Origin of the sequence: Streptomyces sp. NPDC058307 (genome assembly GCF_042880295.1) — a bacterium.
GTDB lineage: Bacteria > Actinomycetota > Actinomycetes > Streptomycetales > Streptomycetaceae > Streptomyces.
The window spans coordinates 213,472-236,785 of record NZ_JBHVYZ010000001.1 but is presented as its reverse complement, the minus strand read 5'-3'; the positions used below and the strand labels follow the sequence as shown (position 1 = coordinate 236,785).

At 71.8% G+C, this 23,314-nt stretch carries 29 protein-coding genes and 1 pseudogene; 15 read left to right on the top strand and 15 right to left on the bottom strand.

The genetic code is table 11. The annotated features are described in order from the left end of the window. Both ACFVYN_RS01100 and ACFVYN_RS01095 read left to right on the top strand, forming a co-directional pair. The coding region (locus ACFVYN_RS01100; RefSeq protein WP_389990997.1) for an AbfB domain-containing protein at positions 1 to 90 on the top strand (90 nt) is incomplete at its 5' end. Between the two features lie 83 nt (positions 91 to 173). Continuing rightward, positions 174 to 665, top strand: coding sequence for a lamin tail domain-containing protein (locus tag ACFVYN_RS01095; RefSeq protein ID WP_389990708.1), 492 nt, complete (start codon positions 174 to 176; stop codon positions 663 to 665). Positions 666 to 728: 63 nt separating this feature from the next. On the opposite strand, the gene ACFVYN_RS01090 is transcribed toward ACFVYN_RS01095, so the two are convergent. From ACFVYN_RS01090 to ACFVYN_RS01080, 3 genes are all read right to left on the bottom strand, one after another. Next, complete coding sequence (locus tag ACFVYN_RS01090) at positions 729 to 1,418, bottom strand: hypothetical protein (RefSeq protein ID WP_389990706.1); 690 nt, start codon at positions 1,416 to 1,418, stop codon at positions 729 to 731. Beyond that, entirely contained in the window at positions 1,415 to 1,687 is a 273-nt protein-coding gene (locus tag ACFVYN_RS01085) for a PadR family transcriptional regulator (protein WP_389990704.1), read from the bottom strand. The genes ACFVYN_RS01090 and ACFVYN_RS01085 overlap by 4 nt, the downstream gene beginning before the upstream one ends. Positions 1,688 to 1,921: 234 nt before the next feature. Then, a complete protein-coding gene (locus ACFVYN_RS01080; protein ID WP_389990702.1) occupies positions 1,922 to 2,290 on the bottom strand; it encodes a hypothetical protein in 369 nt (122 codons plus the stop codon). A 553-nt stretch (positions 2,291 to 2,843) separates the two neighbouring features. On the opposite strand from ACFVYN_RS01080, the gene ACFVYN_RS01075 reads away from it, so the two are divergent. Then, positions 2,844 to 3,962 carry a hypothetical protein gene (locus ACFVYN_RS01075; RefSeq protein WP_389990700.1) on the top strand — a complete coding sequence of 373 codons (1,119 nt, stop codon included), beginning with the start codon at positions 2,844 to 2,846 and terminating at the stop codon, positions 3,960 to 3,962. Here ACFVYN_RS01075 and ACFVYN_RS01070 read toward each other — a convergent pair. After that, a complete protein-coding gene (locus ACFVYN_RS01070) occupies positions 3,955 to 4,614 on the bottom strand; it encodes a maleylpyruvate isomerase N-terminal domain-containing protein (RefSeq protein ID WP_389990698.1) in 660 nt (219 codons plus the stop codon). The two genes, ACFVYN_RS01075 and ACFVYN_RS01070, sit on opposite strands and share 8 nt — an antisense overlap. Before the next feature lie 111 nt (positions 4,615 to 4,725). Here ACFVYN_RS01070 and ACFVYN_RS01065 point away from each other — a divergent pair, with 111 nt between their 5' ends. From ACFVYN_RS01065 to ACFVYN_RS01055, 3 genes are read left to right on the top strand one after another with little or no spacing between them, the layout of a single operon-like run. After that, on the top strand, positions 4,726 to 5,262 hold the full coding sequence (locus ACFVYN_RS01065; RefSeq protein ID WP_389990696.1) for a (2Fe-2S)-binding protein: 537 nt from the start codon (positions 4,726 to 4,728) through the stop codon (positions 5,260 to 5,262). Continuing rightward, the gene (locus ACFVYN_RS01060) at positions 5,259 to 6,251 is read left to right on the top strand and encodes an FAD binding domain-containing protein (protein ID WP_389990694.1); all 993 of its coding nucleotides are present in this window, start codon (positions 5,259 to 5,261) and stop codon (positions 6,249 to 6,251) included. Before ACFVYN_RS01065 ends, ACFVYN_RS01060 begins: the two co-directional genes overlap by 4 nt. 10 nt (positions 6,252 to 6,261) lie before the next feature. Continuing rightward, positions 6,262 to 8,379 carry a xanthine dehydrogenase family protein molybdopterin-binding subunit gene (locus ACFVYN_RS01055; protein WP_389990692.1) on the top strand — a complete coding sequence of 706 codons (2,118 nt, stop codon included), beginning with the start codon at positions 6,262 to 6,264 and terminating at the stop codon, positions 8,377 to 8,379. Between the two features lie 6 nt (positions 8,380 to 8,385). Here the strand turns inward: ACFVYN_RS01055 and ACFVYN_RS01050 are convergent, their stop codons facing one another. Continuing rightward, complete coding sequence (locus tag ACFVYN_RS01050) at positions 8,386 to 9,414, bottom strand: hypothetical protein (protein WP_389990690.1); 1,029 nt, start codon at positions 9,412 to 9,414, stop codon at positions 8,386 to 8,388. 213 nt (positions 9,415 to 9,627) lie between these two features. Between ACFVYN_RS01050 and ACFVYN_RS01045 the strand changes: the two genes are divergently transcribed. From ACFVYN_RS01045 to tgmB, 3 genes are all read left to right on the top strand, one after another. Continuing rightward, positions 9,628 to 9,945 carry a YkvA family protein gene (locus tag ACFVYN_RS01045; RefSeq protein WP_389990688.1) on the top strand — a complete coding sequence of 106 codons (318 nt, stop codon included), beginning with the start codon at positions 9,628 to 9,630 and terminating at the stop codon, positions 9,943 to 9,945. A gap of 130 nt (positions 9,946 to 10,075) precedes the next feature. Beyond that, complete coding sequence (gene tgmA / locus ACFVYN_RS01040) at positions 10,076 to 10,267, top strand: putative ATP-grasp-modified RiPP (RefSeq protein ID WP_352385061.1); 192 nt, start codon at positions 10,076 to 10,078, stop codon at positions 10,265 to 10,267. Between the two features lie 16 nt (positions 10,268 to 10,283). Continuing rightward, the gene (gene tgmB, locus ACFVYN_RS01035; protein ID WP_389990685.1) at positions 10,284 to 11,258 is read left to right on the top strand and encodes an ATP-grasp ribosomal peptide maturase; all 975 of its coding nucleotides are present in this window, start codon (positions 10,284 to 10,286) and stop codon (positions 11,256 to 11,258) included. 7 nt (positions 11,259 to 11,265) lie between these two features. Here tgmB and ACFVYN_RS01030 read toward each other — a convergent pair whose 3' ends face one another. Beyond that, positions 11,266 to 11,481 (bottom strand): hypothetical protein, encoded by a 216-nt coding sequence (locus ACFVYN_RS01030; protein ID WP_389990681.1) that lies wholly within the window; start codon positions 11,479 to 11,481, stop codon positions 11,266 to 11,268. Positions 11,482 to 11,598: 117 nt separating this feature from the next. After that, positions 11,599 to 12,054 (bottom strand): hypothetical protein, encoded by a 456-nt coding sequence (locus ACFVYN_RS01025; RefSeq protein ID WP_389990679.1) that lies wholly within the window; start codon positions 12,052 to 12,054, stop codon positions 11,599 to 11,601. 177 nt (positions 12,055 to 12,231) lie between these two features. Here ACFVYN_RS01025 and ACFVYN_RS01020 point away from each other — a divergent pair, with 177 nt between their 5' ends. After that, entirely contained in the window at positions 12,232 to 13,206 is a 975-nt protein-coding gene (locus tag ACFVYN_RS01020) for a GlxA family transcriptional regulator (RefSeq protein ID WP_389990677.1), read from the top strand. Positions 13,207 to 13,232: 26 nt separating this feature from the next. On the opposite strand, the gene ACFVYN_RS01015 is transcribed toward ACFVYN_RS01020, so the two are convergent. Next, positions 13,233 to 13,475, bottom strand: a complete 243-nt coding sequence (locus ACFVYN_RS01015; RefSeq protein ID WP_389990675.1) for a DUF5133 domain-containing protein — start codon at positions 13,473 to 13,475, stop codon at positions 13,233 to 13,235. A 174-nt stretch (positions 13,476 to 13,649) separates the two neighbouring features. Here ACFVYN_RS01015 and ACFVYN_RS01010 point away from each other — a divergent pair, with 174 nt between their 5' ends. Further along, complete coding sequence (locus ACFVYN_RS01010) at positions 13,650 to 13,997, top strand: hypothetical protein (protein WP_389990673.1); 348 nt, start codon at positions 13,650 to 13,652, stop codon at positions 13,995 to 13,997. Positions 13,998 to 14,014: 17 nt separating this feature from the next. Here the strand turns inward: ACFVYN_RS01010 and ACFVYN_RS01005 are convergent. From ACFVYN_RS01005 to ACFVYN_RS00995, 3 genes and pseudogenes are all read right to left on the bottom strand, one after another. Then, positions 14,015 to 14,178 (bottom strand): annotated as a pseudogene (locus ACFVYN_RS01005) (ABC transporter ATP-binding protein); the annotation flags it as partial. A 121-nt stretch (positions 14,179 to 14,299) separates the two neighbouring features. Next, complete coding sequence (locus ACFVYN_RS01000; protein ID WP_389990671.1) at positions 14,300 to 14,842, bottom strand: hypothetical protein; 543 nt, start codon at positions 14,840 to 14,842, stop codon at positions 14,300 to 14,302. A gap of 25 nt (positions 14,843 to 14,867) precedes the next feature. Beyond that, positions 14,868 to 15,419 (bottom strand): ATP-binding protein, encoded by a 552-nt coding sequence (locus ACFVYN_RS00995; RefSeq protein ID WP_389990669.1) that lies wholly within the window; start codon positions 15,417 to 15,419, stop codon positions 14,868 to 14,870. 211 nt (positions 15,420 to 15,630) lie between these two features. Between ACFVYN_RS00995 and ACFVYN_RS00990 the strand changes: the two genes are divergently transcribed. Next, positions 15,631 to 15,861 (top strand): DUF397 domain-containing protein, encoded by a 231-nt coding sequence (locus ACFVYN_RS00990; RefSeq protein ID WP_389990667.1) that lies wholly within the window; start codon positions 15,631 to 15,633, stop codon positions 15,859 to 15,861. Positions 15,862 to 15,992: 131 nt separating this feature from the next. Continuing rightward, positions 15,993 to 16,910 (top strand): helix-turn-helix domain-containing protein, encoded by a 918-nt coding sequence (locus ACFVYN_RS00985; protein ID WP_389990665.1) that lies wholly within the window; start codon positions 15,993 to 15,995, stop codon positions 16,908 to 16,910. Between the two features lie 14 nt (positions 16,911 to 16,924). On the opposite strand, the gene ACFVYN_RS00980 is transcribed toward ACFVYN_RS00985, so the two are convergent. The 3 genes from ACFVYN_RS00980 to ACFVYN_RS00970 form a co-directional block, all read right to left on the bottom strand. Beyond that, positions 16,925 to 17,650: a class I SAM-dependent methyltransferase gene (locus ACFVYN_RS00980; RefSeq protein WP_389990663.1), complete on the bottom strand. Its 726-nt coding sequence runs from the start codon at positions 17,648 to 17,650 to the stop codon at positions 16,925 to 16,927. A gap of 148 nt (positions 17,651 to 17,798) precedes the next feature. Next, entirely contained in the window at positions 17,799 to 18,617 is an 819-nt protein-coding gene (locus ACFVYN_RS00975) for an SAM-dependent methyltransferase (protein WP_389990662.1), read from the bottom strand. A gap of 102 nt (positions 18,618 to 18,719) precedes the next feature. Continuing rightward, positions 18,720 to 19,577 carry an aldo/keto reductase gene (locus ACFVYN_RS00970; RefSeq protein WP_389990659.1) on the bottom strand — a complete coding sequence of 286 codons (858 nt, stop codon included), beginning with the start codon at positions 19,575 to 19,577 and terminating at the stop codon, positions 18,720 to 18,722. A gap of 259 nt (positions 19,578 to 19,836) precedes the next feature. Here ACFVYN_RS00970 and ACFVYN_RS00965 point away from each other — a divergent pair, with 259 nt between their 5' ends. Next, on the top strand, positions 19,837 to 20,736 hold the full coding sequence (locus tag ACFVYN_RS00965) for a Gfo/Idh/MocA family protein (RefSeq protein WP_389990657.1): 900 nt from the start codon (positions 19,837 to 19,839) through the stop codon (positions 20,734 to 20,736). Between the two features lie 103 nt (positions 20,737 to 20,839). On the opposite strand, the gene ACFVYN_RS00960 is transcribed toward ACFVYN_RS00965, so the two are convergent. Then, on the bottom strand, positions 20,840 to 21,736 hold the full coding sequence (locus ACFVYN_RS00960) for a GNAT family N-acetyltransferase (protein ID WP_389990655.1): 897 nt from the start codon (positions 21,734 to 21,736) through the stop codon (positions 20,840 to 20,842). A gap of 333 nt (positions 21,737 to 22,069) precedes the next feature. Here ACFVYN_RS00960 and ACFVYN_RS00955 point away from each other — a divergent pair, with 333 nt between their 5' ends. Continuing rightward, positions 22,070 to 23,260 (top strand): glycoside hydrolase family 64 protein, encoded by a 1,191-nt coding sequence (locus ACFVYN_RS00955; RefSeq protein ID WP_389990653.1) that lies wholly within the window; start codon positions 22,070 to 22,072, stop codon positions 23,258 to 23,260. Positions 23,261 to 23,314: the final 54 nt, after the last annotated feature.

The following is a 23,314-nucleotide window of genomic DNA, read 5'->3' as shown; positions in this document are numbered from 1 at the left end:
TACATCCGCCACTCCAACTACGTCCTGCGCATCGACCCGGTGTCCACGACGACGGAAAAGCAGGACGCCACATTCCGAGTAGGTTACTGATTCAACCGAAAAGCCCCCCTTGGTGCTCCGCGTTGTATACGCTCCAGGTCCTCTTCACCAGACCTTCACAGGGGGGCTTTTCCATGCGCAGAGGACACATAGCCGTCGTCGCGGCCGCAGGTGCGCTGACCGTGCTGACCGCGGTCCCGGCCCACGCCGCCGAGTACTCGTCGGCGCTGAAGATCAAGGGCGTCCAGTACGACGCCCCGGGCCGGGACTCCAACAGCTGCACCACCGGCAACACCGACGAGGAGTACCTGACGATCAAGAACTACTCGAGGACCGCGACGGTGAACCTCAAGGGCTACGTGGTCAAGGACGCCACCGGCAACAAGTTCACGTTCACGAAGAACCACACGCTCCAGCCCGGCGACTATGTGAAGCTGCGCGGCGGCCACGGCACCGACTCCGACGGGAACAACGTCGTCTACCGCAACAACTGCAACTTCATCTGGAACAACGACAAGGACACGATCTACCTCTACAAGCCCTCGGGCGCGCACGCCGACACCCACGCGTACACCGCGAGCGCCGACGACCGGGACGGCAACGGGTACATCACGTACCACGGCTGACCAGGTCACGTCCGCTCACGGCGGCCAGCGCGGCGGTCAGGGCGACCAGGGCCGCCGCCTGGGTCAGGACACCCACACGCAGCGCCCCGGGCAGGACGTCGAGCCACGGGCAGACCGCGGCCGGACGGCCAGCAGGAGCAGCCCCAGGGCCGCGAGAGCGGCGGCCTCTTCGGCGGGGACGCGGTGCTCGCCCCGCGCGCGGTACAGCAGCCAGGCGAGGGCCGTCACGGGGTGGCACGTGACGAGCGCCCAGACAGTGTCGATCCCGCCGGGCAGCGCCACGACGGAGCCGCCCATCAGCACACAGCAGGCGGCGAGGACCAGACCGGGCGCGCCCGCGGGGAGAGCCGCTGCGGGCGCGTCGCGGTGGTGGGCCGCGACGCGCGCCGGCGCCCAGGCCAGCACGGCGGCCGCGACGACGTAGGCGGAGTCCGAGGGCACGAAGTCACGGGCCCGGAGATCGGCCGGCGGCCAGAGGGTCGGCAGGGCCGCGACGAGCGCGGAGACCTGGGCGAGGCGGCGGTGGTCGCGGAGGAGGGCGAAGTAGGCGACTGTCCACAGCAGCGGCAGGAACCACTGGGCGACCGCACCGGCACCGGCCCACACTCCGTGGCCCGCAAAACCGTCCGTGAACTTGTCCCACTCACTCCCGCCACGGGTCGACGCCCAGGTCAACCCCAGGACCCGGTCGACCACGGCGGACACCGCCTGTAGCCGGACGGCGCGGTAACAGGCTTCGAGCAGCGTCGTCATGCCAGACCTCCGGCGAGTCCGGGCCCCGCGGCGGGCACGTCGGTCGTTCCGGGACCGCCTTCGGAGGTACGGCGTCCCTCGGCGATCCTCTTCTTGGCGGCGCTCGCTCCGGCGGCCGGCCGCTCCGCCTCGGCGGCCAGGGCCGCGGTACCCCCGTCGGTGAGACGGTAGTAGCGCCGGGGCCTGCCCGACTGCACCTCCTCGCGGTCCAGCACGATCAGTCCGTCGGCGGTGAGCCGGTCCAGTACGCCGTAGAGGTGCCGACGCACATCTGCACGGACCCCTCGGAGAGGTCCTCGACCTCGCGCGGGACGCCCTAGTCATGTGACCGGGATGGTCTGCCGGGTTGGGCCGCGCCGATAGCTCCCGCTCTGGTTGGATGCAGGGACGCTTGGAGTGGCCGCGGTGCCTGCCAGGAGATCAGGGCCGCCGGTCCACTGAAGAGGCGGAGGGGCCCAGGCGTGTGGAAGTGAGAATGGCTTCTCACCAGCAGACCGCCAGCCCTACTCGTCGAGGAACTGATACGCCCCACTCGCGGCTCGGATCACCACGATGCCGTCGCGGACCTGCCACTCACTCATGCCGTCGACCTCGTGGCTGACGATGAACAGACCGGTGATCAGGTCATTGTCGTCATCGGAGGCTGGAATGCGCGCCACGCTCCGTAGTCGCTCCAGAAACCAGTCGACGGACTGAGCGCGCATTTCGGCCCCGAAGAAGACCCAGTTGACGAAGTTGTACTGCCCCGGGGGAAAAGCCCAGCCACCGCTGTACGTCCGATCAGGATCGTCCGATTCAACGATCTCCCTGACTTGGGCAAGCTGCCGATCATCGCACTCCAGCCAACCCCTGATCCTGACGAGGACACCCACGACGATCGCTCCCCCTACGCTCCAGGCGCCATTCGAGGGACGCCCGCTCCGATCGTCGGCACGATAGACGTGGCGGGATTGATCAAGCAAAGCGTTTCGGCCCTCCGCCCAGCGGTCGGATTCCGCGCTGGCGGCTGCGCCCGCACAGGCTCGGCCACTACACCTCCAACGATCGGAACGGACGTCCCCGCCCATCCAACCGCTCCATCCACCACCCCGGCGAAGCTATGCGGTCACGGCACGAAGGCCTCCTGGCCGAAATCGCGGGAGTGCGCGGAACGGCGAACAGGGCTCGCCCCAATGCGGATGGTGGGCGGGCCCTGTTCGAGAGGTCATTTTGGCGTGCCGGACCGCGAACCGGGCACGAGTGAACCGCGGTTGCTCTGTGCGGAGCTTGTGCGCCCCGTGTGCGCGGGCAGATCACGGTGAGTGGGCCGTGTCGGCGGGCGCCGCACGCCGGGCGTGTCCGCCTGCCGGACCCGCCTGGCCCGTACGGGCCGGCGACGACGATACTTGGACCTGGCACGCACCACTCCTTCTCACAGATGGACCCATGTCAAGCACTCCCACGGCAGACCCCACGGCACCTTCCACCGTCTGGCTGGCCCACGGCCGCCACCTCGGATCCGATGCGGCCGACGTCCTGCGCCGAAACCTGGAGCGACTGAAGGAGAGCGCGACCCTCGACGACTTCCAGGAGCCGTCCGAGACCGGGGACGCCCCGGAGCGGATCTTCGAGGTCCGCTGGCGGGTCGCCGACGAGGTGACCGTCCGGGCCCGTCTCTCGCTCGCCCCCGTGTCCAGCGGCGGACAGGAGTGGGTGCTGGCGGCCGAGGCCGAGCAGCCGTGGGACCTGCGATGGCCCTCGCCCGCGACCATGTTCTGGCCCGACGGCGACGACGTCTTCTGGGACCGGGACGCCGCCACGGGGCTGCGCCTGAGGGACCTGAGCATGCTGCCCGAGGAGGACAAGGACGTACGGCGGGTGCTCCGCCAGGCCGTGCGCGGCAGCTGGGCGGTGCATGTCGTCGTCCACGAGGCCATGACCCCCGGCGCGAGCGGCCGCCGCCCGCTGGCGGACATGCTGCCGCCGAGCCTGCGCCACCGGATCGTCGAGCACCGGGCGCAGCCGCACCAGCTGCGGGTCCTGAACTGGGCGGTGAAGGAGTTCGGCGTGGAGGTGCCGCGCGGCGGCGCCGTGGTGCTGCCCGGGACGCCGGTGCCATCCGGCTACGACGGCCAGGACTTCTCCGTACGCAATGTGTTCCTCGACGGCTCGGAGCCCACCGAGCTGATCGCGACCGTGACGCGGTACGCCGCGATGCCCAAGCCGCTCCCCAAGGGCGCCGAGGCGGCCGTGACCGCGCTGCGGGAGCAGTGGCAGCTCTTGACGCTGGAGGAGGAACTCGCACGCGAACGGGCGCTCGTGGCGATGTACGCCGAGGCGCTGGAGGCCATGACGAAGTCCCGGGACCTGTACCGGGAGGCCGCCGAGCGGGCGAACGAGGCCCTGGCGATCTACCGCGAGAACGCCCCGGCACCGGAGCCCCGGACGGATCCGGAGGCCACCTCGCCGTTGCAGCAGCTGTCCAGGACGTTCGGGCGCTGGAAGGGCACCCTGCGGCCCCCGGCCCGTGACGAGGACCAGGACCAGGACCGGCAGATCAGCTGAAGAGCGGGAAGCGGTCCGCGTCCGCGCCGAGGGCACGGCGTTCGGGGTCCGTGAGCGGCGTGCGTCCGGTGGCGGCGCGGGCGTAGTGCTCGTCGCTCCAGTCGAGCGGAACGGGCCGCCCGAGAAGACCGTCGAGGGTGGCACGCACCACGGCCAGCCCGGCAGGTGAGGGGCCCGGCGCGGCCGGCAGGTCGATGACGAGGTCGAGGTGGTGGACGGTGGCCTCGACGACCAGGGTGTGCACGAGGTCCCCGGCCGTCAGCACGTGCCCCTGCGTGGCGACCCGCAGATCCGGCCGGGTGCCGGCGGCGGCGTGCACGGTGGCCGCGGCGGTCTCCAGGTACAGGTCGCGCAGCTGGCGGAAGTCGAGGAACATGCCGGCGCTCACCCGGTTGAAGCGCCGGCCGTTCGCCGCGCCGACCGGGTCCGGCGCCCAGTCCCGCCAGTAGGTCACCGCGTCCCGGTCGGGCGGCCCGGACGCGGGCGTGTGCAGGGCGACCAGGGCCCGCTGGGCGTCTCCGGCACAGTGGAAGACCAGGTCGCGCACCGCCCAGCCCGTGCAGCCGGTGGGCCGCCAGGACTCCTCGTCGTCGAGCGGGCGTACCACGGCCGCGAAGGCCTCGTAGGCGGCGCGCAGCACGTCGGTGTTCATGACACCAGCCTAGGCGGAGCCCTTTCCCTGGGTGGCGGGAGGTGTCGGAGCGCCCGCTGTGGATACGCGAGGGGGACAGCCCCTCGGTCCGTCCGGAAGGTCACCGTCATCATGAGCGGCGAGAACAACGACAGTGCCACCTGCTCGGAGACGAAGCTCACGGTCAACGGCACACCCCACACCCTCCTCGTCGACCACCGGCGTGTCCTGCTCGACGTCCTGCGCGAGGACCTGGACCTGTGGGGTGCCAGGAAGGGCTGCGACCACGGTCAGTGCGGCGCCTGCACGGTCCTGGTGGACGGGCGCCGCGTCAACAGCTGTCTGCTGCTCGCGGTCGCCCTGGACGGCAGCGAGGTCCGCACCGTCGAGGGCCTCGCCGACGGGGAGGAACTGCATCCCCTGCAGCGGGCCTTCCTGGACCGCGACGCCTTCCAGTGCGGCTACTGCACCCCCGGCCAGCTCTGCTCGGCGCTCGGCATGCTCGACGAGGCCGCGGCGGGCCACCCCTCGCACGTCACCGGCGACGCGCCCGCCGGCCGTTCCGTACCGCTGGACCGGGACGAGATCCGCGAGCGGCTCAGCGGCAACCTGTGCCGCTGCGGCGCCTATCCACGCATCGTCGACGCGGTCGAGGACGTGATCCGGTGAAGACCTTCGACTACGTACGGGCCTCCAGCCCCGAAGAGGCGGCGGAGCTCTTCGCCGCCCGCCCCGGCGCCCGCTACCTCGGCGGCGGCACCAACCTGGTCGACCTGATGAAGCTCGGCGTCGAACAGCCGGACGTGCTCGTCGACGTCAGCCGGCTGCCCCTGGACGAGGTCCACGAGCTCCCGGACGGCTCACTGCGCGTCGGCGCGACGGTCCGCAACAGCGACCTGGCGGCCCATCCGGCCGTCCGCACCCGCTACCCCGCCCTCTCCCAGGCCCTGCTCGCGGGCGCCTCGGGGCAGCTGCGCAACGCGGCCACCACGGGCGGCAACCTGCTCCAGCGCACCCGCTGCCCCTACTTCCAGGACCTGTCCAAACCCTGCAACAAACGCGCACCGGGCAGCGGTTGCGGCGCACGCGAGGGCGTGCACCGGGACCACGCGGTGCTCGGGCACTCCCCGCACTGCATCGCCACGCACCCCTCGGACATGGCCGTCGCGCTCGCCGCGCTGGACGCCCGCGTGGAGCTGTACGGCACCGAGGGCGCCCGGAGCGTGCCCGTGGCCGACCTCCACCGGCTGCCGGGGGACCACCCCGAGCGGGACACCGAGATCCTCCCCGGAGAACTCGTCACCGCAGTGCTGCTGCCCGCGGCGCCGGCCGGCCTGCCGTCCGCCTATCGCAAGGCCAGGGACCGGGCGTCGTACGCCTTCGCCCTCGCCTCGGTGGCCGCCGTGGTGCGGGTGACGGACGGGGTGGTCGACCATGCCGGGATCGCCTTCGGCGCGCTGGCGCACCGGCCGTGGCGGGCCCGGCGGGCCGAGCAGGCGCTGCTGGGCGCCGCGCCCACGGCGGCCGCGTTCGAGCACGCGGTCGACCTGGAGCTCTCCGCCGCCGAGCCGTTGCGGGACAACGGCTACAAGGTGCCCCTGGCGCGCTCGCTCGCCCTGGACGTCCTGACCCGTCTCACCGCGGCCGACAGGATCTGAGGAGGACGTAATGGACGCCCCTGTGCAAGCCGCCGCCACCGCCCTGGGTGCTCCCGTCGAGCGCCGCGAGGGCCGGGAGAAGGTCACCGGCACCGCCCGCTACGCCGCCGAACAGCCCGCTCCCGGCCGCGCGCACGCCTGGCCCGTGCCCGCCTCGATCGCACGGGGCCGGGTCACCGGCATCGACACCGCGGCCGCTCTGGACGTGCCCGGGGTCCTGGCCGTGCTCACCCACGAGAACGCGGCGAGGCTGTCCGAGCCGGAGGACCCCACGCTCGCCGTGCTGCGCGATACCCGTGTCCCGCACCGGGGTTGGTTCGTCGCCCTGGTGGTGGGCGAGACCCTGGAGGCCGCCCGTGCCGGTGCCGCCGCCGTCTGCGTCGACTACGCCGTGGAGGACCACGACGTCACCCTGACCACCACGCACCCGCAGGCGTACGCCCCCGAGCAGGCCAACGGCGGATACCCGGGAAGCCGTGAACACGGCGACCCCGAGGGCGCGTTCGCGTCCGCTCAGGTCCGGATCGACGCCGACTACCGGGTGCCCCCGCTGCACAACCACCCGATGGAACCGCATGCGACCACGGCCGAGTGGCACGACGGCCGGCTCACCGTGCACACCTCCACCCAGGGCTCCACGGTCGTACGCTCCGTCGTGGCCCAGCTGTTCGGCCTCCCGGAGGACCAGGTCACCGTTCGCGCCGAGCACGTGGGCGGCGGTTTCGGCTCCAAGGGCACGCCCCGCCCGGACGTGGTGCTCGCCGCGATGGCGGCCCGGCACACCGGACGGCCCGTCACCCTGGCGCTCCCCCGCCGTTTCCTGCCCGCCGTCGTCGGTCACCGCGCCCCGACCCTGCACCGGCTGCGCCTCGGTGCCCACCCCGACGGACGGCTCACCTCCCTGATCCACGAGGTCACCACCCACACCTCGCGCGTCAAGGAGTTCGTGGAGCAGGCCGCGGTGCCCGCACGCGTGATGTACGCCGCCCCCGACTCCCGTACGGCGCACCGAGTGGCGCCGCTCGACGTGCCCACTCCGTCCTGGATGCGGGCCCCAGGCGAGGCTCCGGGCATGTACGCCCTGGAGTCCGCGATGGACGAGCTGGCCACCGAACTCGGCATGGACCCGGTGGAGTTGAGGATCGTCAACGAGCCGGGCACCGAGCCCGACAGCGGCAAGCCCTTCAGCAGCAGGCACCTGGTCGAGTGTCTGCGCGAGGGCGCCCGGCGCTTTGGCTGGGCCGAACGGGACCCGCGTCCGCGCTCCCGCGCCGAGGGTCCGCTGCTGATGGGATCCGGGGTGGCGGCCGCCGTCTATCCCGTCATGGCGCAGCCGTCCACGGCAGCGGCGCAGGCGCTGCCCGACGGGACCTTCCTCGTCCGGATCAACGCCACCGACATCGGCACCGGCGCCCGGACCGTGCTCGCGCAGATCGCCGCGGACGCGCTCGCCGTGCCCGTCGCCCGCGTACGGACCGAGGTGGGCAGCAGCGAACTGCCCCCGGCGTCACTGGCCGGCGGCTCGTCGGGCACCGCGTCCTGGGGCTGGGCGGTGCACGAGGCGTGCGCCCGGCTCGCGGAGCGCCTGGCCGAAGGGCCGCTGCCCGCGGAGGGCATCGAGGTCCGTGCCGACACGGCCGGGCGGGCCGACGCCGACAGCCCTTTCGCCCGGCACGCCTTCGGCGCCCACTTCGCGGAGGTCGCCGTCGACACGGTCACCGGCGAGACCCGGGTGCGCCGGCTGCTCGGGGTGTACGCGGCCGGGCACATCCTGAACGCCCGTACCGCGCGCTCCCAGTTCGTCGGCGGCATGACCATGGGACTCGGCATGGCACTGACCGAGGGCAGCACGATGGACGCCGCGTTCGGCGACTTCACCGAGTCGGATCTGGCCGCGTACCACGTGCCCACGCACGCCGACGTGCCCGACATCGAGGCGCACTGGATCGACGAGGACGACACCCGCCTCAACCCCATGGGCAGCAAGGGCATCGGCGAGATCGGCATCGTGGGAACGGCCGCCGCGATCGGCAACGCCGTCTTCCACGCCACCGGCGTACGCCTGCGCGAGCTGCCCCTCACACCGGATCGCGTACTGAGCGGCCTGCGGGCAAGCGACAGCTCCTAGCGGCTCTCAGGGACGCTGCGGGGACAGCGGAGCGTCGGCCGTCTCGCGGAGCGCCTCCACGATCCGCCGCTCCGTCGGGCCGCTCCTCGCAGGTGCCGGGGACGCGAGGTGGACCACCAGCGCGGTCAGCGCGGCCAGCGAGGCGCACACGGCCGCCGTCCCCGCGAGCCAGGCCGGCGCGAGCGGAAGTTCCAGGGCCCGGGCGAGACCGGCCGAGCGGAACCGTCCGTCGAGCAGCTGGCCCGCGGCGATCCCGGCCGGTACGACGACCGCGAGGGCCAGCACCGGAAGGACGGGCCGGAGCGTCAGCAGGGCGAGCAGGACGCACAGGGCCGACACCCCGAGCGCGAACCCGTACACCTGCGGCGATGTCCCGTCCCGGTGCGCCGGGAAGCACAGGGCACCGCAGACCAGCAGTGCCAGGGCGGTGATCCAGCCCGGCCAGGCCGGTGTCCTGCGGGTCAGCGCCGACGCGGGCGGATGCGGTGGCGGGGCCGGGAAGGCGCCCGGCCCCGGCAGTTCCGGTTCGGTCCGCCAATCCTCGCCGTACGGATCGTGCGCCTCGTACGACGGTTGCGGGGGTGTCTCCGCCGCCAACCGCCCTATGAGTTCGACGAGTTCCTCGACGGGTCGGCCGGTCGCCGCCGCGCGCACCGCCTCCTGCCCGCAGTGCGGCTGGAGTTCGGACCGGTTCAGCAGGGCCACCAGACGGGTCACGTCCTCGACGGGACGGGACTCGGCGGCGGCCCGGATCGCCTCGTCGGCGCTGTCCGCGTCCCGTGGCGGCCGGGTCAGCAGGGCGACCAGCCGGGTGACGTCCTCCACGGACCGGTCCACGCCGACGGTACGCAGGGCCGCCACGGTGGCATGCGCGTACTGGGGCGACTGTTCCATCAGGGTGATCAGGTGGACGACGTCCTCCAGGGGGCGGTCGGCCACGGCGGCACGTACCAGGTCGCCGACGGGATCGCCGTACGACCGGTCCATCGGTATGGCGGGTTCGTTCGGGTGAGCTGCTGTCGGGCCGGTGGTCATGCTCTGCTCCAGACAAAGAGTGCGGTCGCTCCTACGCGCCCCCGTCGTGCGACCGCGATATTGAGATGACCCATTCGTAAGCGGGTACCCGACGGCGTGCCACTCGGATGAGCCACGGGTGTGAGTGCGGCCCCTCGGCGAGCCATAGGGGGACCGGATACGGGAATCCGTCAGAGAGCGGGCCGTTCGGCGCCCGGAGGAGGAGGTCGGCCCGTGGATTCGACCACAGCACTGATCGTCGTCGCCGCGGTGCTCGCGGCGCTGGCGCTCGCGGTGGCCGTGGGGCTGCTGGTGCGGCTCGTGAGAACCCGTCGCGGTCTGCGGCGGGCGGGACTGCCCACCGGGCCCCGCTGGGTCTTCTGGGGCGCCCTGTTGTACTTCGTACTGCCCACCGATCTGGTGCCGGACCCGGTGTACCTCGACGACATCGGTGTCCTGCTGCTCGCCCTGCGCACGCTGCGCGGTTCCCCTGCCGACCGGGCGGCGCTGCGGCTCGACGGGCGGGAGCGGGAGACGTCCCGCCGACCGTGATTACGCAGTGTAAGGAAACCAATCACTCGTTCGATTCGTATAAGTCTCTGGAAGCCGAAGGAAGTCGGCTGACCTGACGGCGTCGTGGGGAGAGGCCGTCGGCGAGAGCAGTACCGGCGAGGGAGAGACGATGCAACCGTTCGCGCTCAACTACGCACGTCCGGCAGCGACGTTGGAGGCGACCACTCCGTACGTCTACGACTCCGGGCTGCAGTTGAACGTGCTCAGGGACGGCCGGGTCGCGGCTCGCGACCACGCGCTGATGAGGGAACTGGGGACCACCACGAGCACGGCGGGATCCAAGACCCACTTCGACGACTGAACACGGCCCGCGTCCGATGACCGTGTTGATTCTCACCTGCGAAGAGGACGTGACGGCCGACATGGTCGTCGTGCACCTCAACGCCACGGGGGTACCGGTGGTCCGGCTCGACCCTGCCGACCTGACCGACGGTGTCGCACTGTCCGGGGAGTACGTCCACGGCACCTTCCGCGGCCATCTGTCGGTCGGCGGCCGCCTGGTGGGCATCTCCGGGCTGCGCTCGATCTGGGTCCGCCGTCCGGGCACCCCCGCGGCACGGGCGGCCGCGCCCTCCGACTGGCTGAGCGAGGAGTCCGCCCAGGCGCTGTACGGCATGCTCCGGGGCAGCGACGCCCGCTGGATGAACCACCCCGACGCGGCCCGCAGGGCCCGTCACAAGCCCTGGCAGCTGCGGCTCGCCCAGCGCTGCGGCCTGCCCGTCCCGGCCACGATCGTGACGACGTTCCCGCAGGCCGCCCGCGAGTTCGCCGAGCGCTATCCCGACCTGGTGGTCAAGCCGGTCTCCGGCGCGCACCCGCAGGATCCGCCGCGGGCGGTCCCGACCAGCCGGGTCGCACCCGACGCCGATTTCGCGGCCGTCGCGTTCGGCCCGACCCTGCTGCAACGGCGGGTGGCCAAACGGGCCGACATCCGCCTGACCGTCGTGGGCGAGACGATGCTGGCCGCCCGCAAGCCCACAGGCGCCGACGACGAGGTGGATGTCCGTTTCGCCCCGTCCACCTCCTCCTGGGAGCCCGCCGATGTCCCGCCGCGGGTGGCCGCGGCCGTCCGGGACTATCTCCGGGCGGCGGAACTGGCCTACGGGGCCTTCGACTTCGCCGAGGACGGGGACGGGACCTGGTGGTTCCTGGAGTGCAACCAGTCGGGGCAGTTCGGCTTCGTCGAGGTGGACACGGGCCAGCCGATCGCAGGAGCCATCGCCGAATGGCTGGCCCGGCCCGGTGCGGACCCGCGCGCACGTGTCAACGGCGCGGACACCACGGTGTCCTGAGGCCGGGTCAGTAGGGCCGCGGGGCGGCGGGCGGAAGGGCGGGCACCCATCCCTGACCGGGCTGCGCCGGGCGGTCGGGGACGGGTGGCGGCATGAAGGACTGCAGCGGCCGCATGACGTACTCCAGTTCCCTGCGTACGCGCTCGGCCTCCCTGCGGGCTAGAGCGGGGACGTCGCCGCGCTCGGCGACGAGTCGGTCGTAGATGGGGGAATCCTGGAACACCCGTCAACGCGCCTTTCGTTTTCGCGGGCCCACGCGCATGGGCACAGCTGCCGAGTCTAGGCGCCCGAACGCACCGACGTACGAATTCCGGCGTCGGGCTTGACGGCTCGCGGGCGGTCAGGCTCCGGTGGTGGACCCCGGACGCACGATCATCAGGATGGTCACGGTCGCCCACAGAAGGTTGAAGATGCCGGTGAACATGGCCAGTTGGACGGTGGCGCCGCGTTCGATGCTGCCCCGTCCGGTCAACTCCTCCAGCAGTTCACCCTGCCGGGGCAGGACGAAGGCGGCGAGGATCCCGGCGGCCGCGGCCGTCAGGGCCATGGACGTGGTCAGCCACGCGTCGCCCAGGACCCCCATCGCGGCTCCCGTGGCGATCCCGAGGACGGGGACCGCGACGCCGATGCCCGCGTAGACCCGGCAGATGCGGTGCAGCAGCCGTACCGTGCCGACGCCGGCGTCCTCCGCGTGGGCCCGGCGGGCCGCGGGCGGGAACATGCTGGCCGCGACGGTCACCGGCCCCACGGCGACGATGGCGACGAGGACGTGCAGAGCCAGCAGGAACTTGGTCATGGGGTGGCGTGTCCTTCTCCGGTGAGGTCGGTGCCCGCCCACCCTAGGAACCCGCCGGATGATCACACAGGGGCTGAAACGACAGCTTCCAACGGATTCCCGCCAACGCTCCCGGCAGTGACTTCTGTCTCATCTCCTGGTCGTGACGGTGGCGGGAATCCGCCTATCGTGGCGTTCATGCACTCCGTGGCGATCCTGGTCCTCGACGATGTGGTGCCGTTCGACATGGCGGCGCCCATGCAGGTGTTCGACTGGACGCGGCTGCCTGACGGCCGTCCCGCCTACCGGGTCCGGCTGTGCGCCGAGTCACCGGAGGTCCGCGCGGACGGCGGCTTCACCCTGCGGGTCGAACACGGACTGGAAGCCCTCGCGGAGGCGGACACCATCATCGTGCCGGGCTGCTCCCCCACCGCCGCACCGCCCTCACTGCGGGTCCTTTCGGCGCTGCGGACGGCCGCGGCGGCCGGCACCCGCATCGCGTCCGTGTGCGTGGGCGCGTTCGTCCTGGCGGAGGCCGGACTCCTGGACGGGCTGCGCGCCACCACCCACTGGGTGGCCGCGGACGACCTGGCGCGCCGCTTCCCCGCCGTCGAGGTCCAGCCGGACGTGCTCTACGTCGACAACGGTCGGATCCTGACCTCCGCGGGCGCGGCCGCGGCCCTCGACATGTGTCTGCACATGATCCGCCGGGACCTGGGCTCGGCGGTCGCCGCGCATGCCGCCCGGATGTCGGTGATGCCGCTCGAACGGGAGGGCGGACAGGCCCAGTTCATCGTGTACGACCATCCGCCCGTGCCCCGGGGTTCGACGCTGGAGCCGCTGCTGGAGTGGATCGAGGACAACCTGGCCCACGAGATCACCCTCGGGGCGATGGCGGCCCGTTCGGGGATGAGCGAGCGCACCTTCAGCCGTCGTTTCCGGGAGCAGACGGGCAGCACGCCTCTGCAGTGGCTGCTGCGGGCCCGGGTGCGGCGGGCCCAGTACCTGCTGGAGAACAGCGGCCACCCGGTCGAACGGATCGCGCGGCAGGCGGGGTTCGGCTCCCCCACGGCGTTCCGGGAACGGTTCCGCCGGGTCGTCGGCACCACCCCGCAGGCGTACCGCGCGGCCTTCCACGCGAAGGACGCCGTCCCGGCGGCGGCACGCTCCTGACCGCCCGCCGGGTCCGGCGTGGTCTCTCACCCCGCCAGCGGCAGGGTGCCCTCACCGTGCGGGTCCGCGCAGTCGGCGGCCGGCAGCAGTGCGTCGGCCCTGGCGACCGCTTCCCGTACGTCGGTGGTGCACATCATCACGCACAGTGTGTAACTGACGTCCGCCAGCTCACGAGCCCTCGCCTGACTCTCCCTCTCCGCCTGGGCGATCCTCAGTGACGCATAGCGGGTCAGCAGGGTTCTGACGGTCTTCGGGTCCGGAACGAGCACGAAGCGCCCCTCTCTAGAATTTTTCGCTGCGTATGCCCCCTCTGCACCGGCCCAATCCCGTCCGCCGCTCCCCGGCACGCGATTGGCGCAATACCGTGCGGGCGGACCCGCTTCCCCAAGAGCCGCAAACCGTTGAACAAGGGGCATCCCTCGCACCATGAACGGTATACGCCCATGAACCGCTCCGCAGGTCTCCTCAGTGCCCTCTATCTCGCGACGAGCACCGGACTCGCCTGGACCGCGCTCCTGGCGCTGCGCCAGGGCCCGTCGTGGGCCGCGTGTCTGTTCGCCGCCGCGAGCCTGGTCCCGGTCATCGCGGTCGTGCGCGAGAGCGTGCTCCAGGACCAGCGGCGCACTCTGGCCGAAATGCGCGTAAGGGCCGACGGCCCCGGTACGGGGGCTGCCGACGACATCGTCCGTGCCGAGCTCGACACCGCGTGCTGTGAACGCTGGTGGACCAGCTGCGGCACCGACCACGACTCGACCTGCCCTCGCCGGGTGCCTCGGAGCAGCGTGGCCTGAGGTTCGGCGGGCGGGTCTCAGGCGACCTGTCCGGCGTGCAGCGCGGTGTAGGCCGCCGCGGCGCAGGAGTTCCTCGTAGGTGCCGTCTCCAGGATCCGGACCTCCACATCACCACGATCCGGTCGGCGCTTCGCACGGTCGACAGTCGGTGCGCGACCACGAAGGTGGTCCGTCCGCACATCGCCGCCGCCTGGTGTACTCCTTGGCGACGAGGGGGGAAAGCGCTTGCCCTCGACTCGGCAGCCGGAAGGCCCACCGACGACGGCCTCGTCGCCGGCAGGACCGCTCGACCACGAGCACTCCTACTCGTCCAGGGTGCGGGCGAGTTCCGTGGTGGCGTGGGCGATCTCACTGTCGTCGTCGGCCATCAGCCGCTCGAGGGCGCCGCTCTTGGCGCGGACGGCCTGGCGGGCCCGGCGCTCCCACACCACCGGGTTCTCCCGGTGGTTGAGCAGCTTGGGATAGACGGCCGCCGTGCTCTCCCACTGGCGGGCGCCGGCGATGCTCCTGAGCAGCTGGATGATCTCTGCCCGGCAGGTCACCTGGGGCAGTTGGGCCAGCTCCCAGAGGAAGGGGACGGTGGCGGCGGTGGCCTGCTCGACGACGAAGCCGTACTGGCAGATGCGCCTGCGCAGGTCGCCGAGGGCGGCGCCGGCGGTCTCGGGATCCCCCCAGGCCACGCTGTTGAGGAGCAGGGGGATGGCCGCGGCGCAGCCGGTGGAGTCCTGGATCTCGCCCCAGGGCACCCGGCTCAGCGCCGCGAGGGGCGTGGTCCGCGCCACCCCGGTCGTGGGCACGGGGCAGCTGGTGCGCTCGTTGCTCGGCTGGTCCGGAGCGGTGCGCATGGCGTGAAACCTTTCCGCGGTCATGTCAGGGAGGAGGGGAGGTCGACAGCCTGGCCCAGACGGTCTTGCCGGCGGGGGGCCGTGAGGTCCAGCCCCACTCCTGGGCCAGGGCGTCGACGATGTACAGGCCCCGGCCGTGCTCCCGCAGGGCGGAGGCGTCGCAGGGGGTGTACGCGGGCGGCTCGTCACCGGGGTCGGAGACGGTCACCAGCAGATGGGCGGGGCCGAAGGACAACCCCAGCCACACCTCGGGGGCACCGCCCGCCGCGGGTCTGAGGACCGCGTGGGCCACGGCGTTGGCCGCGAGTTCGGTGATCACGAGGGTGGCGTCGTCGCTGCGGTGGTCCAGGGACCAGCCGCTCAGCGTCTCGCGGGTGAAGGCGCGGGCCCGGGCGAACCCCTCCGCACTGCATCGGACGAGCAGCGCGGCGGAGACGAAGGGGCCCAGCACCGGTGGCCGCCGCTGCGGGTGGGCGGAGCCGGGCCGCCCCGAGGTCGCACCGGCCGGGCCCGCATCACCCACCTCCGGCACAGCCTGGCTCGGCGGCCGGAGCACGTGATTCGCAGGTGACGACACGGCATCTCCTTGATGCGACGTCAAGACGGGGCGCAACCGCGGGGGTTGACGCCACGGCTATTATCCACGCTGAAGGCGTCCGCGTGCAATTGCACGAGAAATTGCGCGAAGATTGGGTGGGGCCACGGGGGTTGCGGTTGCGCGCCCCCGTCCCGCCCCGCACGGCCGGGCACGGCGCCCGGCACAGATCGTGAACAGCAAGGAGACTGCGGTGCCACCAGTGCAGAACGGAGTGCGGGCGAGTTCGCTCGACGCCCGCTGGGTCAAGAGCCGTCACAGCAACGCCGAGGGCAACTGCGTCGAAGTGGCCTCACTGGCGGGCGGCGGCGTCGCGCTGCGCAACTCCCGTGATCCCGACGGCCCCGCGCTGGTCTACACACCGGCCGAGGTCGCGGCGTTCCTCGCCGGCGCGAAGGACGGGGAGTTCGACCACCTCCTGTGAGGTGCCGGGCCCCCCGGGGCGACGGCGGCCCGAACTCCCGGGCCGCCACCGGCATCTACGGAATGGTGCGCTACGGCCACGCTGCGTGCGATAGTGTGAGTCGTCTCTGTGCCGGTTTACTGGGAGTCAGGATGTCTGCCGCGTCCCACCGCATCTCCCGCCTGGAACCGTATCTGGACCGGACCGAGCCGGCTCCCACGCTGCTGAAGATGCTGGTCGGCGTGCAGTTGGCGGGATTCCGCGAGGATGCCGGGCTCGCCCAGGACCAGGCGGCGCGGGCCCTCGGGTTCAGTCCCGCCAAGCTGTCCCGCATCGAGTCGGGCAAGGGCCGCAAGCCCCCGTCGGAGAGCGACGTCCGCGCCCTCCTCGAGCTGTACGGCACCGGGGACCACGAGTCCTCGGTGCTGATCAAGCTGCTCCAGCGCGCCGGTGACCCGGGCTGGTGGCAGCGGTACGACAAGCGGCTGATGCCCGAGTGGTTCGACCGGCTGGTCGGACTCCAGGAGGCGGCCGCGGCCATCCGTACCTTCGAGATCCAGTACGTCCCCGGTCTGCTGCAGACCCCGGACTACACCCGTGCGGTCGTGGAGCGCGGTCTGCCCGCCGCGGCGTCGAGCGAGGTGGCGCGCCGCGTCGAACTGCGTATGCGGCGCGCGCAGTTGCTGCTGCGCGAGGACGCCCCGCAGCTGTGGGCGGTCATCGACGAGTCGGTGCTGCTGCGGGTGCTGGGCAGCCGGGAGATCATGCGGGAGCAGCTGACCCACCTCATCGCGATGGCCCAGCGCCCCAATGTGACGGTGCAGGTCATCCCCCTGGACGTGACGAACGCCTCCGCTCCCGCCATCCCGATCACGTATCTGCGCTTCGGCGGGCTCGATCTGCCGGACGTCGTCTACCTGGAGCACATCAAGAGCGCCAACTTCCTGGAGGACCGGGACGAGACGGAGGAGTACCGGCTCGCCCTGGACCGGCTGGCGGACGACGCGCTCGAACCGCGGGCGTCGCTGCAGCTGTTGCAGGAGACGATGGAGCAGCGTTACGGCGGCTGAGGGCGGGGCCCCGGTCAGTCGTCGCGGCCGAACAGGCCTGCCCACAGGAAGGGTTCCCCGAAGCAGGGTGACTCGGGCGGCTCGTCGCGCATGCGGCGCAGTTCGATCTCGGTCAGGTCGCTAAAGATCCCGCGCAGGGACTCGGCCGTGTAGGCGAGACCGCCCTCGAGCCGGCCCTGCCGGTACAACTCCGCGTCCGGCAGGTCCGATCCCACGTCGGCGAAGCAGGCGATGCCGAAGCGGCCGCCGGGCGCCAGGTGCCGTTCGAGGAGCGCGAGATGGCTGATCCGGCGGTGCGGCGGCAGATGGTGGAAGCAGCCGGAGTCGTAGATCAGGTCGTAGGTGCCGCGCAGTTCGGTGCCCGACAGGGTGAAGGCGTCGCCGCACACGAAACGGACGTCGGCCCCCGCGTCACGCGCACGCTCCTCGGCCCAGGCGACGGCGGCCGGTGAGAGATCGACGGCGTCGACCTCGAAGCCTCGGGAGGCGAGGTGCAGCGCGTTGCGGCCCGGGCCGCAGCCCAGATCGAGGGCGCGGCCGACGGTGACCAGGTCGCGGTCGAGGTACGACACCAGGTTCTCGTCCGGCTTCGCCACGAAGAAGGGAACCGGCTTGGCGCGGTCCGCGTAGAAGCCGTCCCACCAGGAACCGGCGTCCGCGGTCCAGCGGTCGGCCTGGGGCGCGAACAGTGTGTCGAGGAGCTGGAGTACGTCCTCCACCGTGCGTATGGTGCGGTCCACTGGCATCCCTTCCCGACTGCGTGGATCGTAGGCCGACCGGCGCGAGGGCCCGGGTCGGATTGCCGCCGACGTGGGTAGGCCTCCGGCACGGGACCTCCGCGGTCGCGCCAGGGGCGTTGGTGGCCGGATACAGGCGTTGGCGGCCGGGTCAGCTCAGCCGGCCCACGCCGCCGAACTCGATCCACTCGTGGGTGAGCTGGCGGGGGGCCACGTCGGTGTCGGGGCGCCAGGTGGAGACCTCCACGAGACCCGGTTCGAGGATCTCCAGACCCTCGAACCACTCGGCGACGTCCTTCTCCTGGCGGACCCGGCCCCAGTGGCCCTGGGTCGCCTTGTCCATGAAGTCGGTGACGAACTCGCGGACCTCGGGGTCCTCGCTGACGAGCTGGCACATCACCATGAAGCTGCCGGGCGCGAGCCGCTCGCGCACCCGTCGGGCCACGGCGGCCGGTCCGTCCGTCTCACTGTCCGGGATGCAGTGCATGACGGAGTTGAACAGCACGGCGACGGGCTGCGAGAAGTCGATCAGCCGCTGGGTGTCCTCGTGGGCGAAGATCGCGTCGGTCTCCCGCATGTCGGCATGGATGACGGTGGTCCGCTCGTCCTGCTGCAGCAGCGCCCGGCCGTGGACGAGGACCATCGGGTCGTTGTCGACGTAGACGACATGCGTGGTGGGGTCGATGCGCTGGGCGACCTGATGGACGTTGTCCTGCGTGGGCAGGCCCGAGCCGTGGTCCAGGTACTGGCGGATGCCGTGCTCGGCCGAGAGGGTGCGCACCACCCGCTGGAGGAAGCGCCGGTTGTTGACGGCGAGCCTGCGGGTGCTCGGGACGACCTTGTCGAGCTGCTCGCAGGCGGCACGGTCGGCCGCGTAGTTGTCCTTGCCGCCGAGGTAGTGGTCGTACATGCGCGCGGCCGTGGGTACCGAGGCGTCGATCGACGTGGACAGGTTCTTACCGGTGCTCATGATTCCCCCAGCTTGTGCCGCCAACTGGCCCGGCAGGACAGGGAGTCCATCCTAGGGACACCGCGATTGCCGGTGCCAGTCCACCGGGGGGTGAACGAGGGGTCAGGCGGCGTCCAGCTCCGTGAGTTCGTCCGCGTCGAGCACGAGAGTGGCCGCGGCGAGCGAGTCGCGGATCGTCTGCGGGCGGCTCGCCCCCGGGATCGGCACGACCACCGGCGACTTGGCGAGCATCCACGCCAGGCAGACCTGCTGCGGGCTCACCCCGTGCTTCTCGGCGATCCGCGCGAACGGGGCGTGTGCCGAGCCCAGTTCCCCGGCCCGGGAGATGCCGCCGAGGGGGCTCCAGGGCAGGAAGGCGATGCCGAGCTCGTCGCACAGGCGCAGTTCCGGTTCGCTGGAGCGGAAGGCCGGGGAGAACTGGTTCTGCACGGAGACCAGTCGGCCGCCGAGGATCTCGTTGGCCAGTCGGATCTGGTCGGGGTTCGCGTTGGAGATGCCCGCCCGGAGGATCTTGCCCTCGTCGAGGAGGTCGCGCACGGCGCCGACGGACTCCTCGTAAGGGACGTTGGGGTCGGGGCGGTGGAACTGGTAGAGCCCGATCGCCTCCACACCCAGCCGGCTCAGCGAGGCCTCGCAGGCCTCCTTGAGGTGCCGGGGGCTGCCGTCGAGCGTCCAGCTGCCGTCCCCGGGACGCAGATGCCCGCCCTTCGTGGCCACGAGAACGTCATCGCCCCGCTCGTGGGAGGCGAGGGCCTTGGCGATCAGGGTCTCGTTGTGACCGACCTCGTCGGCGTCCCGGTGATAGGCGTCGGCGGTGTCGATCAGGGTCACGCCGGCGTCGAGCGCGGCGTGGATGGTGGCGACGGAGCGTTCCTCGTCCGGCCGCCCTTCGATGGACATGGGCATGGCGCCCAGCCCGATCGAGCTCACTTCGACATCACCGATGCGGCGCGTGTGCATGACCTTGGACCTCTTTCGCCTGTCACGCGGATCTGGGCCCTCATCAGCCTGGCCCCGCACCCGCCGTAGGTCCAATAGAAGAACGAGAACGCATTCAGCGACGGGAGTGCTGAATCCGGGACCGTGCCGCCGCCGAGCCGACCGGGTGGCGGGACGGGGTTGCGTGTCCGCGGTGCCCGTGTGAAACCCTCACCTGGACCGGCGGCTGGTCCAGACCGGTCGTCGTGAGGTTCGGCAGTACGGCGAGAGAGGCGGCGGTATGCGCATCGGACTGCTCGGTACCGGTCCCTGGGCCAGGATGGCTCACGCCCCCGCGCTCGGCGCGCATCCGGAGCTCGACTTCGCCGGGGTGTGGGGCCGTCGTACCGAGGCCGCCAAGGAGCTGGCGGACGAGTACGGTACGCGCGCCTACAACGGTGTGGACGCGCTGCTCGCCGACGTGGACGCCGTCGCCGTCGCCCTGCCGCCCGCCGTGCAGGCCGGTCTCGCGGCGCGGGCCGCGCGGGCGGGGTGCCATCTGCTGCTGGACAAGCCCCTCGCGACGACGGTCGAGCAGGGGCGGGCTGTGGTTGACGCCGTCCGGGAGTCCCATGTCGCCTCGGTGGTGTTCTTCACCTCGCGTTTTCTCGCCGAGACCGAGGCGTGGATCGGCGAACAGGCGGGCGTGGAGGGCTGGTTCACGGCACGTGCGGAATGGCTGGGGTCGGTGTTCACCGACGACAGCCCCTTCGCCGACTCACCGTGGCGGCGGGAGAAGGGCGCCCTGTGGGACGTGGGTCCACACGCCCTGTCGGTGCTGCTGCCGGTGCTGGGCGAGGTGCGTCAGGTGGCGGCGGCCGCGCACGGGCCCGGGGACACCGTCCACCTGGTCCTCAGGCACACCGGCGGCGCGTCGAGCACCCTGACGCTGAGTCTCACGGCTCCGCCGGCTGCCGCGGGGGTCGGGCTGGAACTGCGGGGCGCGGGCGGAGTCGCCCTGCTCCCGGAGTCGTCGGAGGACGTCGTACCCGCCGTGCTCCGGGCCGCCGACGGACTGCTCGCCGCCGCCCGCACCGGACAGGCCCATCCGTGCGACGCCGCGTTCGGTCTGCGGGTCACCGAGATCCTCGTCGAGGCCGAGACCCTGCTGGACGCCGGAACCGGCGTGCCGACCGCGTAGGCCGGCGGCTCAGTCTCCTCCGTGAGGCGAGTTCGCGTGCGAAGAGCTCGGGCATACGTGACACCGACATCCGGGCCGGACCGGCTGCCGGTGCCGACGCGTCTCAGCCAGTCGACGTGGGCCGGTAGTTCAGGCGTTCCCGTACGACGGGATAGCCCGCCTTGGTGAAGTTCGCGGCCATGGGGAAGTTGCCCCGGTCCGTCGCGCCGGCGACGAACTCGGCGCCGCGCTCGACCAGATAACGGGTGCACTCGGCGAGCAGGTCGTAGGCGTAGCCGTGTCCGCGCTGTTCCGGCACCACGCCGATGAATCCGATGCAGGGTCCCGACGGGTTGTGGGCCGGAATATGGATCCCGGCGACCTCTCCCTGCGGGGTGTGGGCGATCTGCCACCACCCGCGGGGCGAGGGGCACCAGTGGAAGAAGTCGAGTTCCTCCTGGGCGGCCCGGTCGAGTCCGCCCTCCTCGATGGCGGTGAGGGCGTGCGCGTCGAGGGTGGCGGAGTGGATGCGGCGCAGCAGGTCGAAGAAGACCGCGTCGTCCGGTTCGGGACGGAACTCCAGGCGTCCGGGCCGCTCGGGCAGCCCGTGCTCCGGTGTCCACCGGTACAGGAACCGCTCGACCAGAAGCTCGTACCCGGCCTTCTGTACGGCGGTGAAGCGGGTCTCCGCGGCGGCCCGCAGCCCCGGGTCGTCGCGCCAGCCCGTGGGCAGGTCCATTTCGAGTTCGACCTGCCAGGGGGCGGTGCGCAGGAGTTCGGCGCCGGCATCCTCCTCCCCTTCGGCCACGTCGAACCAGTTGATGTTGACGGGGGCGGTGTCGTCGGGACCGCCCCACCAGGCGCCGCGGGCCACGACCTTGCCATCGCGCAGGGCCACACGCTTCCAGTCGGGGCGGTGCCGGGTGCGCCGGTGGGACTCACGGGCGCCGAGGGGGTCGGGAAGGATGTCGAAGTCAGGGGCTGTGCGCTCGTCGAGCGCGCGGATGACCAGATCGGTCATGGGTGGATTCCTCCGGGAGGCGTACTGCGGGGAGCGCTCCCGGTCAGACGAGACACGCCGGGACGACGGAGAGGGAGCGCTGAGGGGTGGCGAACTGCACGGCACTCGCCTCCTTCCGCTGGTCTCGGGGCGTGGCCGCTCACGCTACGGGATCTTCGCGAGCGGCGTCCATCGCTTTTCGCGGCGCACGTCCGGTCCCGGGCCTCCGCTTAAACGGTCCTTAAGGCCGGATTAACCGCCGTCCGCTCTGTATGCCGCAGAGCCTGTGGTCCGTACCATCGGGCCTCGTCCACATCGTGAGAGCGCTCTCAATTCTCCGAGGAGACCCCCCACATGACACCTCGTCACCAACGCCACCTCGGGCGCCGCAAGGTCCTCTTCGCCCTCGGCGGGGCGATGGCGGCCGCGCCCGCCGTCGCCGCACTGGCCCCCCACGCCCTCGCCCAGGGCAACGGCATAACAGCCGCCGGTGCCCTGCCCCTGACCGTCGTCAACAACACCGGCGCCTTCGACAACGCCAACGTCCACGTCTACATCGTGGGCAACCAGGACGGCCGGCAGGTCCGTGTCACGCCGGACGGCACCCTCGCCCCGGTCGCCCTCTCCGACAACGGCGCCGACGGTTACACCGACTACGCGATAACTCTGGCCGGCAGCGGCGAGACCAGGCTGTCCATCCCCTACCTGTCCGGCCGGATCTACGTGTCCCTGGGCGCGAAGCTGAAGTTCAAGGTCGTTACCGACGGCAACGGCGACCCCGCCCTCCAGTACCCGGCCGGCTGGGTGACCTCGGACCCCAACTACCTGGTCCTGCACGACTGCGCCGAGTTCACGTACAACTCGGCCGGCATGTTCTGCAACACCACCATGGTGGACATGTTCAGCGTGCCGCTGAGCATCCGGCTGACCGGGACACGGGACCAGACGACGGGCACCCTGCGCGCCTCCGGGCGGGCCGGCGCCTTCGCCGCCGTACGCCAGGTCCAGGAGTTCGCGCCGCTCGTCGTGGACGACACGCGGGTCATCTCGCCCGGTCACGGTCTGGACGCCGGCCTGTTCCCGGCGGACTACTTCGCGGCGTACATCGACGAGGTGTGGAGCACGTACACCGGCAGGGACCTGACCGTCACCACGAACGCGGGCGCCTTCACCGGCCGGGTGCGCGCGGACCGGCTCGTGTTCACCGGCCCCGCGCAGGTCTCCTTCGCCCGGCCGTCGACCCGGGACGTCCTGTTCTGCGACGGCTCGCTCGCCGCTCCCAACGACGGCACGACCGGGCCGGTCGCGGCGGTGCTCGGTGCCGGGTTCAACCGGTCGACGCTGGTGAGTTCCGCCGCCCAGCCGACCACCGACCCCGCCTCCTTCTACCGGACGGCGCTCACCAACCACTACGCCAGGGCCGTGCACGCGGCCACGGCGGACGGCAAGGCGTACGGCTTCGCCTTCGACGACGTGGCCGACTTCGCCTCCTACGTCCAGGACACGGCGCCGACCGGGATCCGGCTCACGCTCACCCCCTTCTAGAGACGGTTCGGGGTGCGGGGACCGGCGGGTCGTAGCAGCGTGGTGGTGTGAGCG

Excerpts from the sequence above, each read along its gene's own strand:
- ACFVYN_RS01025 (WP_389990679.1), bottom strand. The coding sequence starts at position 12,054 with ATGACCAAGTTCCTGCTGGCTCTGCACGTCCTCGTCGCCATCGTCGCC.
- ACFVYN_RS01095 (WP_389990708.1), top strand. The coding sequence starts at position 174 with ATGCGCAGAGGACACATAGCCGTCGTCGCGGCCGCAGGTGCGCTGACC.
- tgmA (WP_352385061.1), top strand. The coding sequence starts at position 10,076 with ATGCAACCGTTCGCGCTCAACTACGCACGTCCGGCAGCGACGTTGGAG.
- ACFVYN_RS01000 (WP_389990671.1), bottom strand. The coding sequence starts at position 14,842 with ATGCGCACCGCTCCGGACCAGCCGAGCAACGAGCGCACCAGCTGCCCC.
- ACFVYN_RS00965 (WP_389990657.1), top strand. The coding sequence starts at position 19,837 with ATGCGCATCGGACTGCTCGGTACCGGTCCCTGGGCCAGGATGGCTCAC.
- ACFVYN_RS00975 (WP_389990662.1), bottom strand. The coding sequence starts at position 18,617 with ATGAGCACCGGTAAGAACCTGTCCACGTCGATCGACGCCTCGGTACCC.
- ACFVYN_RS00985 (WP_389990665.1), top strand. The coding sequence starts at position 15,993 with ATGTCTGCCGCGTCCCACCGCATCTCCCGCCTGGAACCGTATCTGGAC.
- ACFVYN_RS01020 (WP_389990677.1), top strand. The coding sequence starts at position 12,232 with ATGCACTCCGTGGCGATCCTGGTCCTCGACGATGTGGTGCCGTTCGAC.
- ACFVYN_RS00960 (WP_389990655.1), bottom strand. The coding sequence starts at position 21,736 with ATGACCGATCTGGTCATCCGCGCGCTCGACGAGCGCACAGCCCCTGAC.
- ACFVYN_RS01090 (WP_389990706.1), bottom strand. The coding sequence starts at position 1,418 with ATGACGACGCTGCTCGAAGCCTGTTACCGCGCCGTCCGGCTACAGGCG.
- ACFVYN_RS01055 (WP_389990692.1), top strand. The coding sequence starts at position 6,262 with ATGGACGCCCCTGTGCAAGCCGCCGCCACCGCCCTGGGTGCTCCCGTC.
- ACFVYN_RS01010 (WP_389990673.1), top strand. The coding sequence starts at position 13,650 with ATGAACCGCTCCGCAGGTCTCCTCAGTGCCCTCTATCTCGCGACGAGC.
- ACFVYN_RS00955 (WP_389990653.1), top strand. The coding sequence starts at position 22,070 with ATGACACCTCGTCACCAACGCCACCTCGGGCGCCGCAAGGTCCTCTTC.
- ACFVYN_RS00970 (WP_389990659.1), bottom strand. The coding sequence starts at position 19,577 with ATGCACACGCGCCGCATCGGTGATGTCGAAGTGAGCTCGATCGGGCTG.
- ACFVYN_RS01065 (WP_389990696.1), top strand. The coding sequence starts at position 4,726 with ATGAGCGGCGAGAACAACGACAGTGCCACCTGCTCGGAGACGAAGCTC.
- tgmB (WP_389990685.1), top strand. The coding sequence starts at position 10,284 with ATGACCGTGTTGATTCTCACCTGCGAAGAGGACGTGACGGCCGACATG.
- ACFVYN_RS01050 (WP_389990690.1), bottom strand. The coding sequence starts at position 9,414 with ATGACCACCGGCCCGACAGCAGCTCACCCGAACGAACCCGCCATACCG.
- ACFVYN_RS01070 (WP_389990698.1), bottom strand. The coding sequence starts at position 4,614 with ATGAACACCGACGTGCTGCGCGCCGCCTACGAGGCCTTCGCGGCCGTG.
- ACFVYN_RS01075 (WP_389990700.1), top strand. The coding sequence starts at position 2,844 with ATGTCAAGCACTCCCACGGCAGACCCCACGGCACCTTCCACCGTCTGG.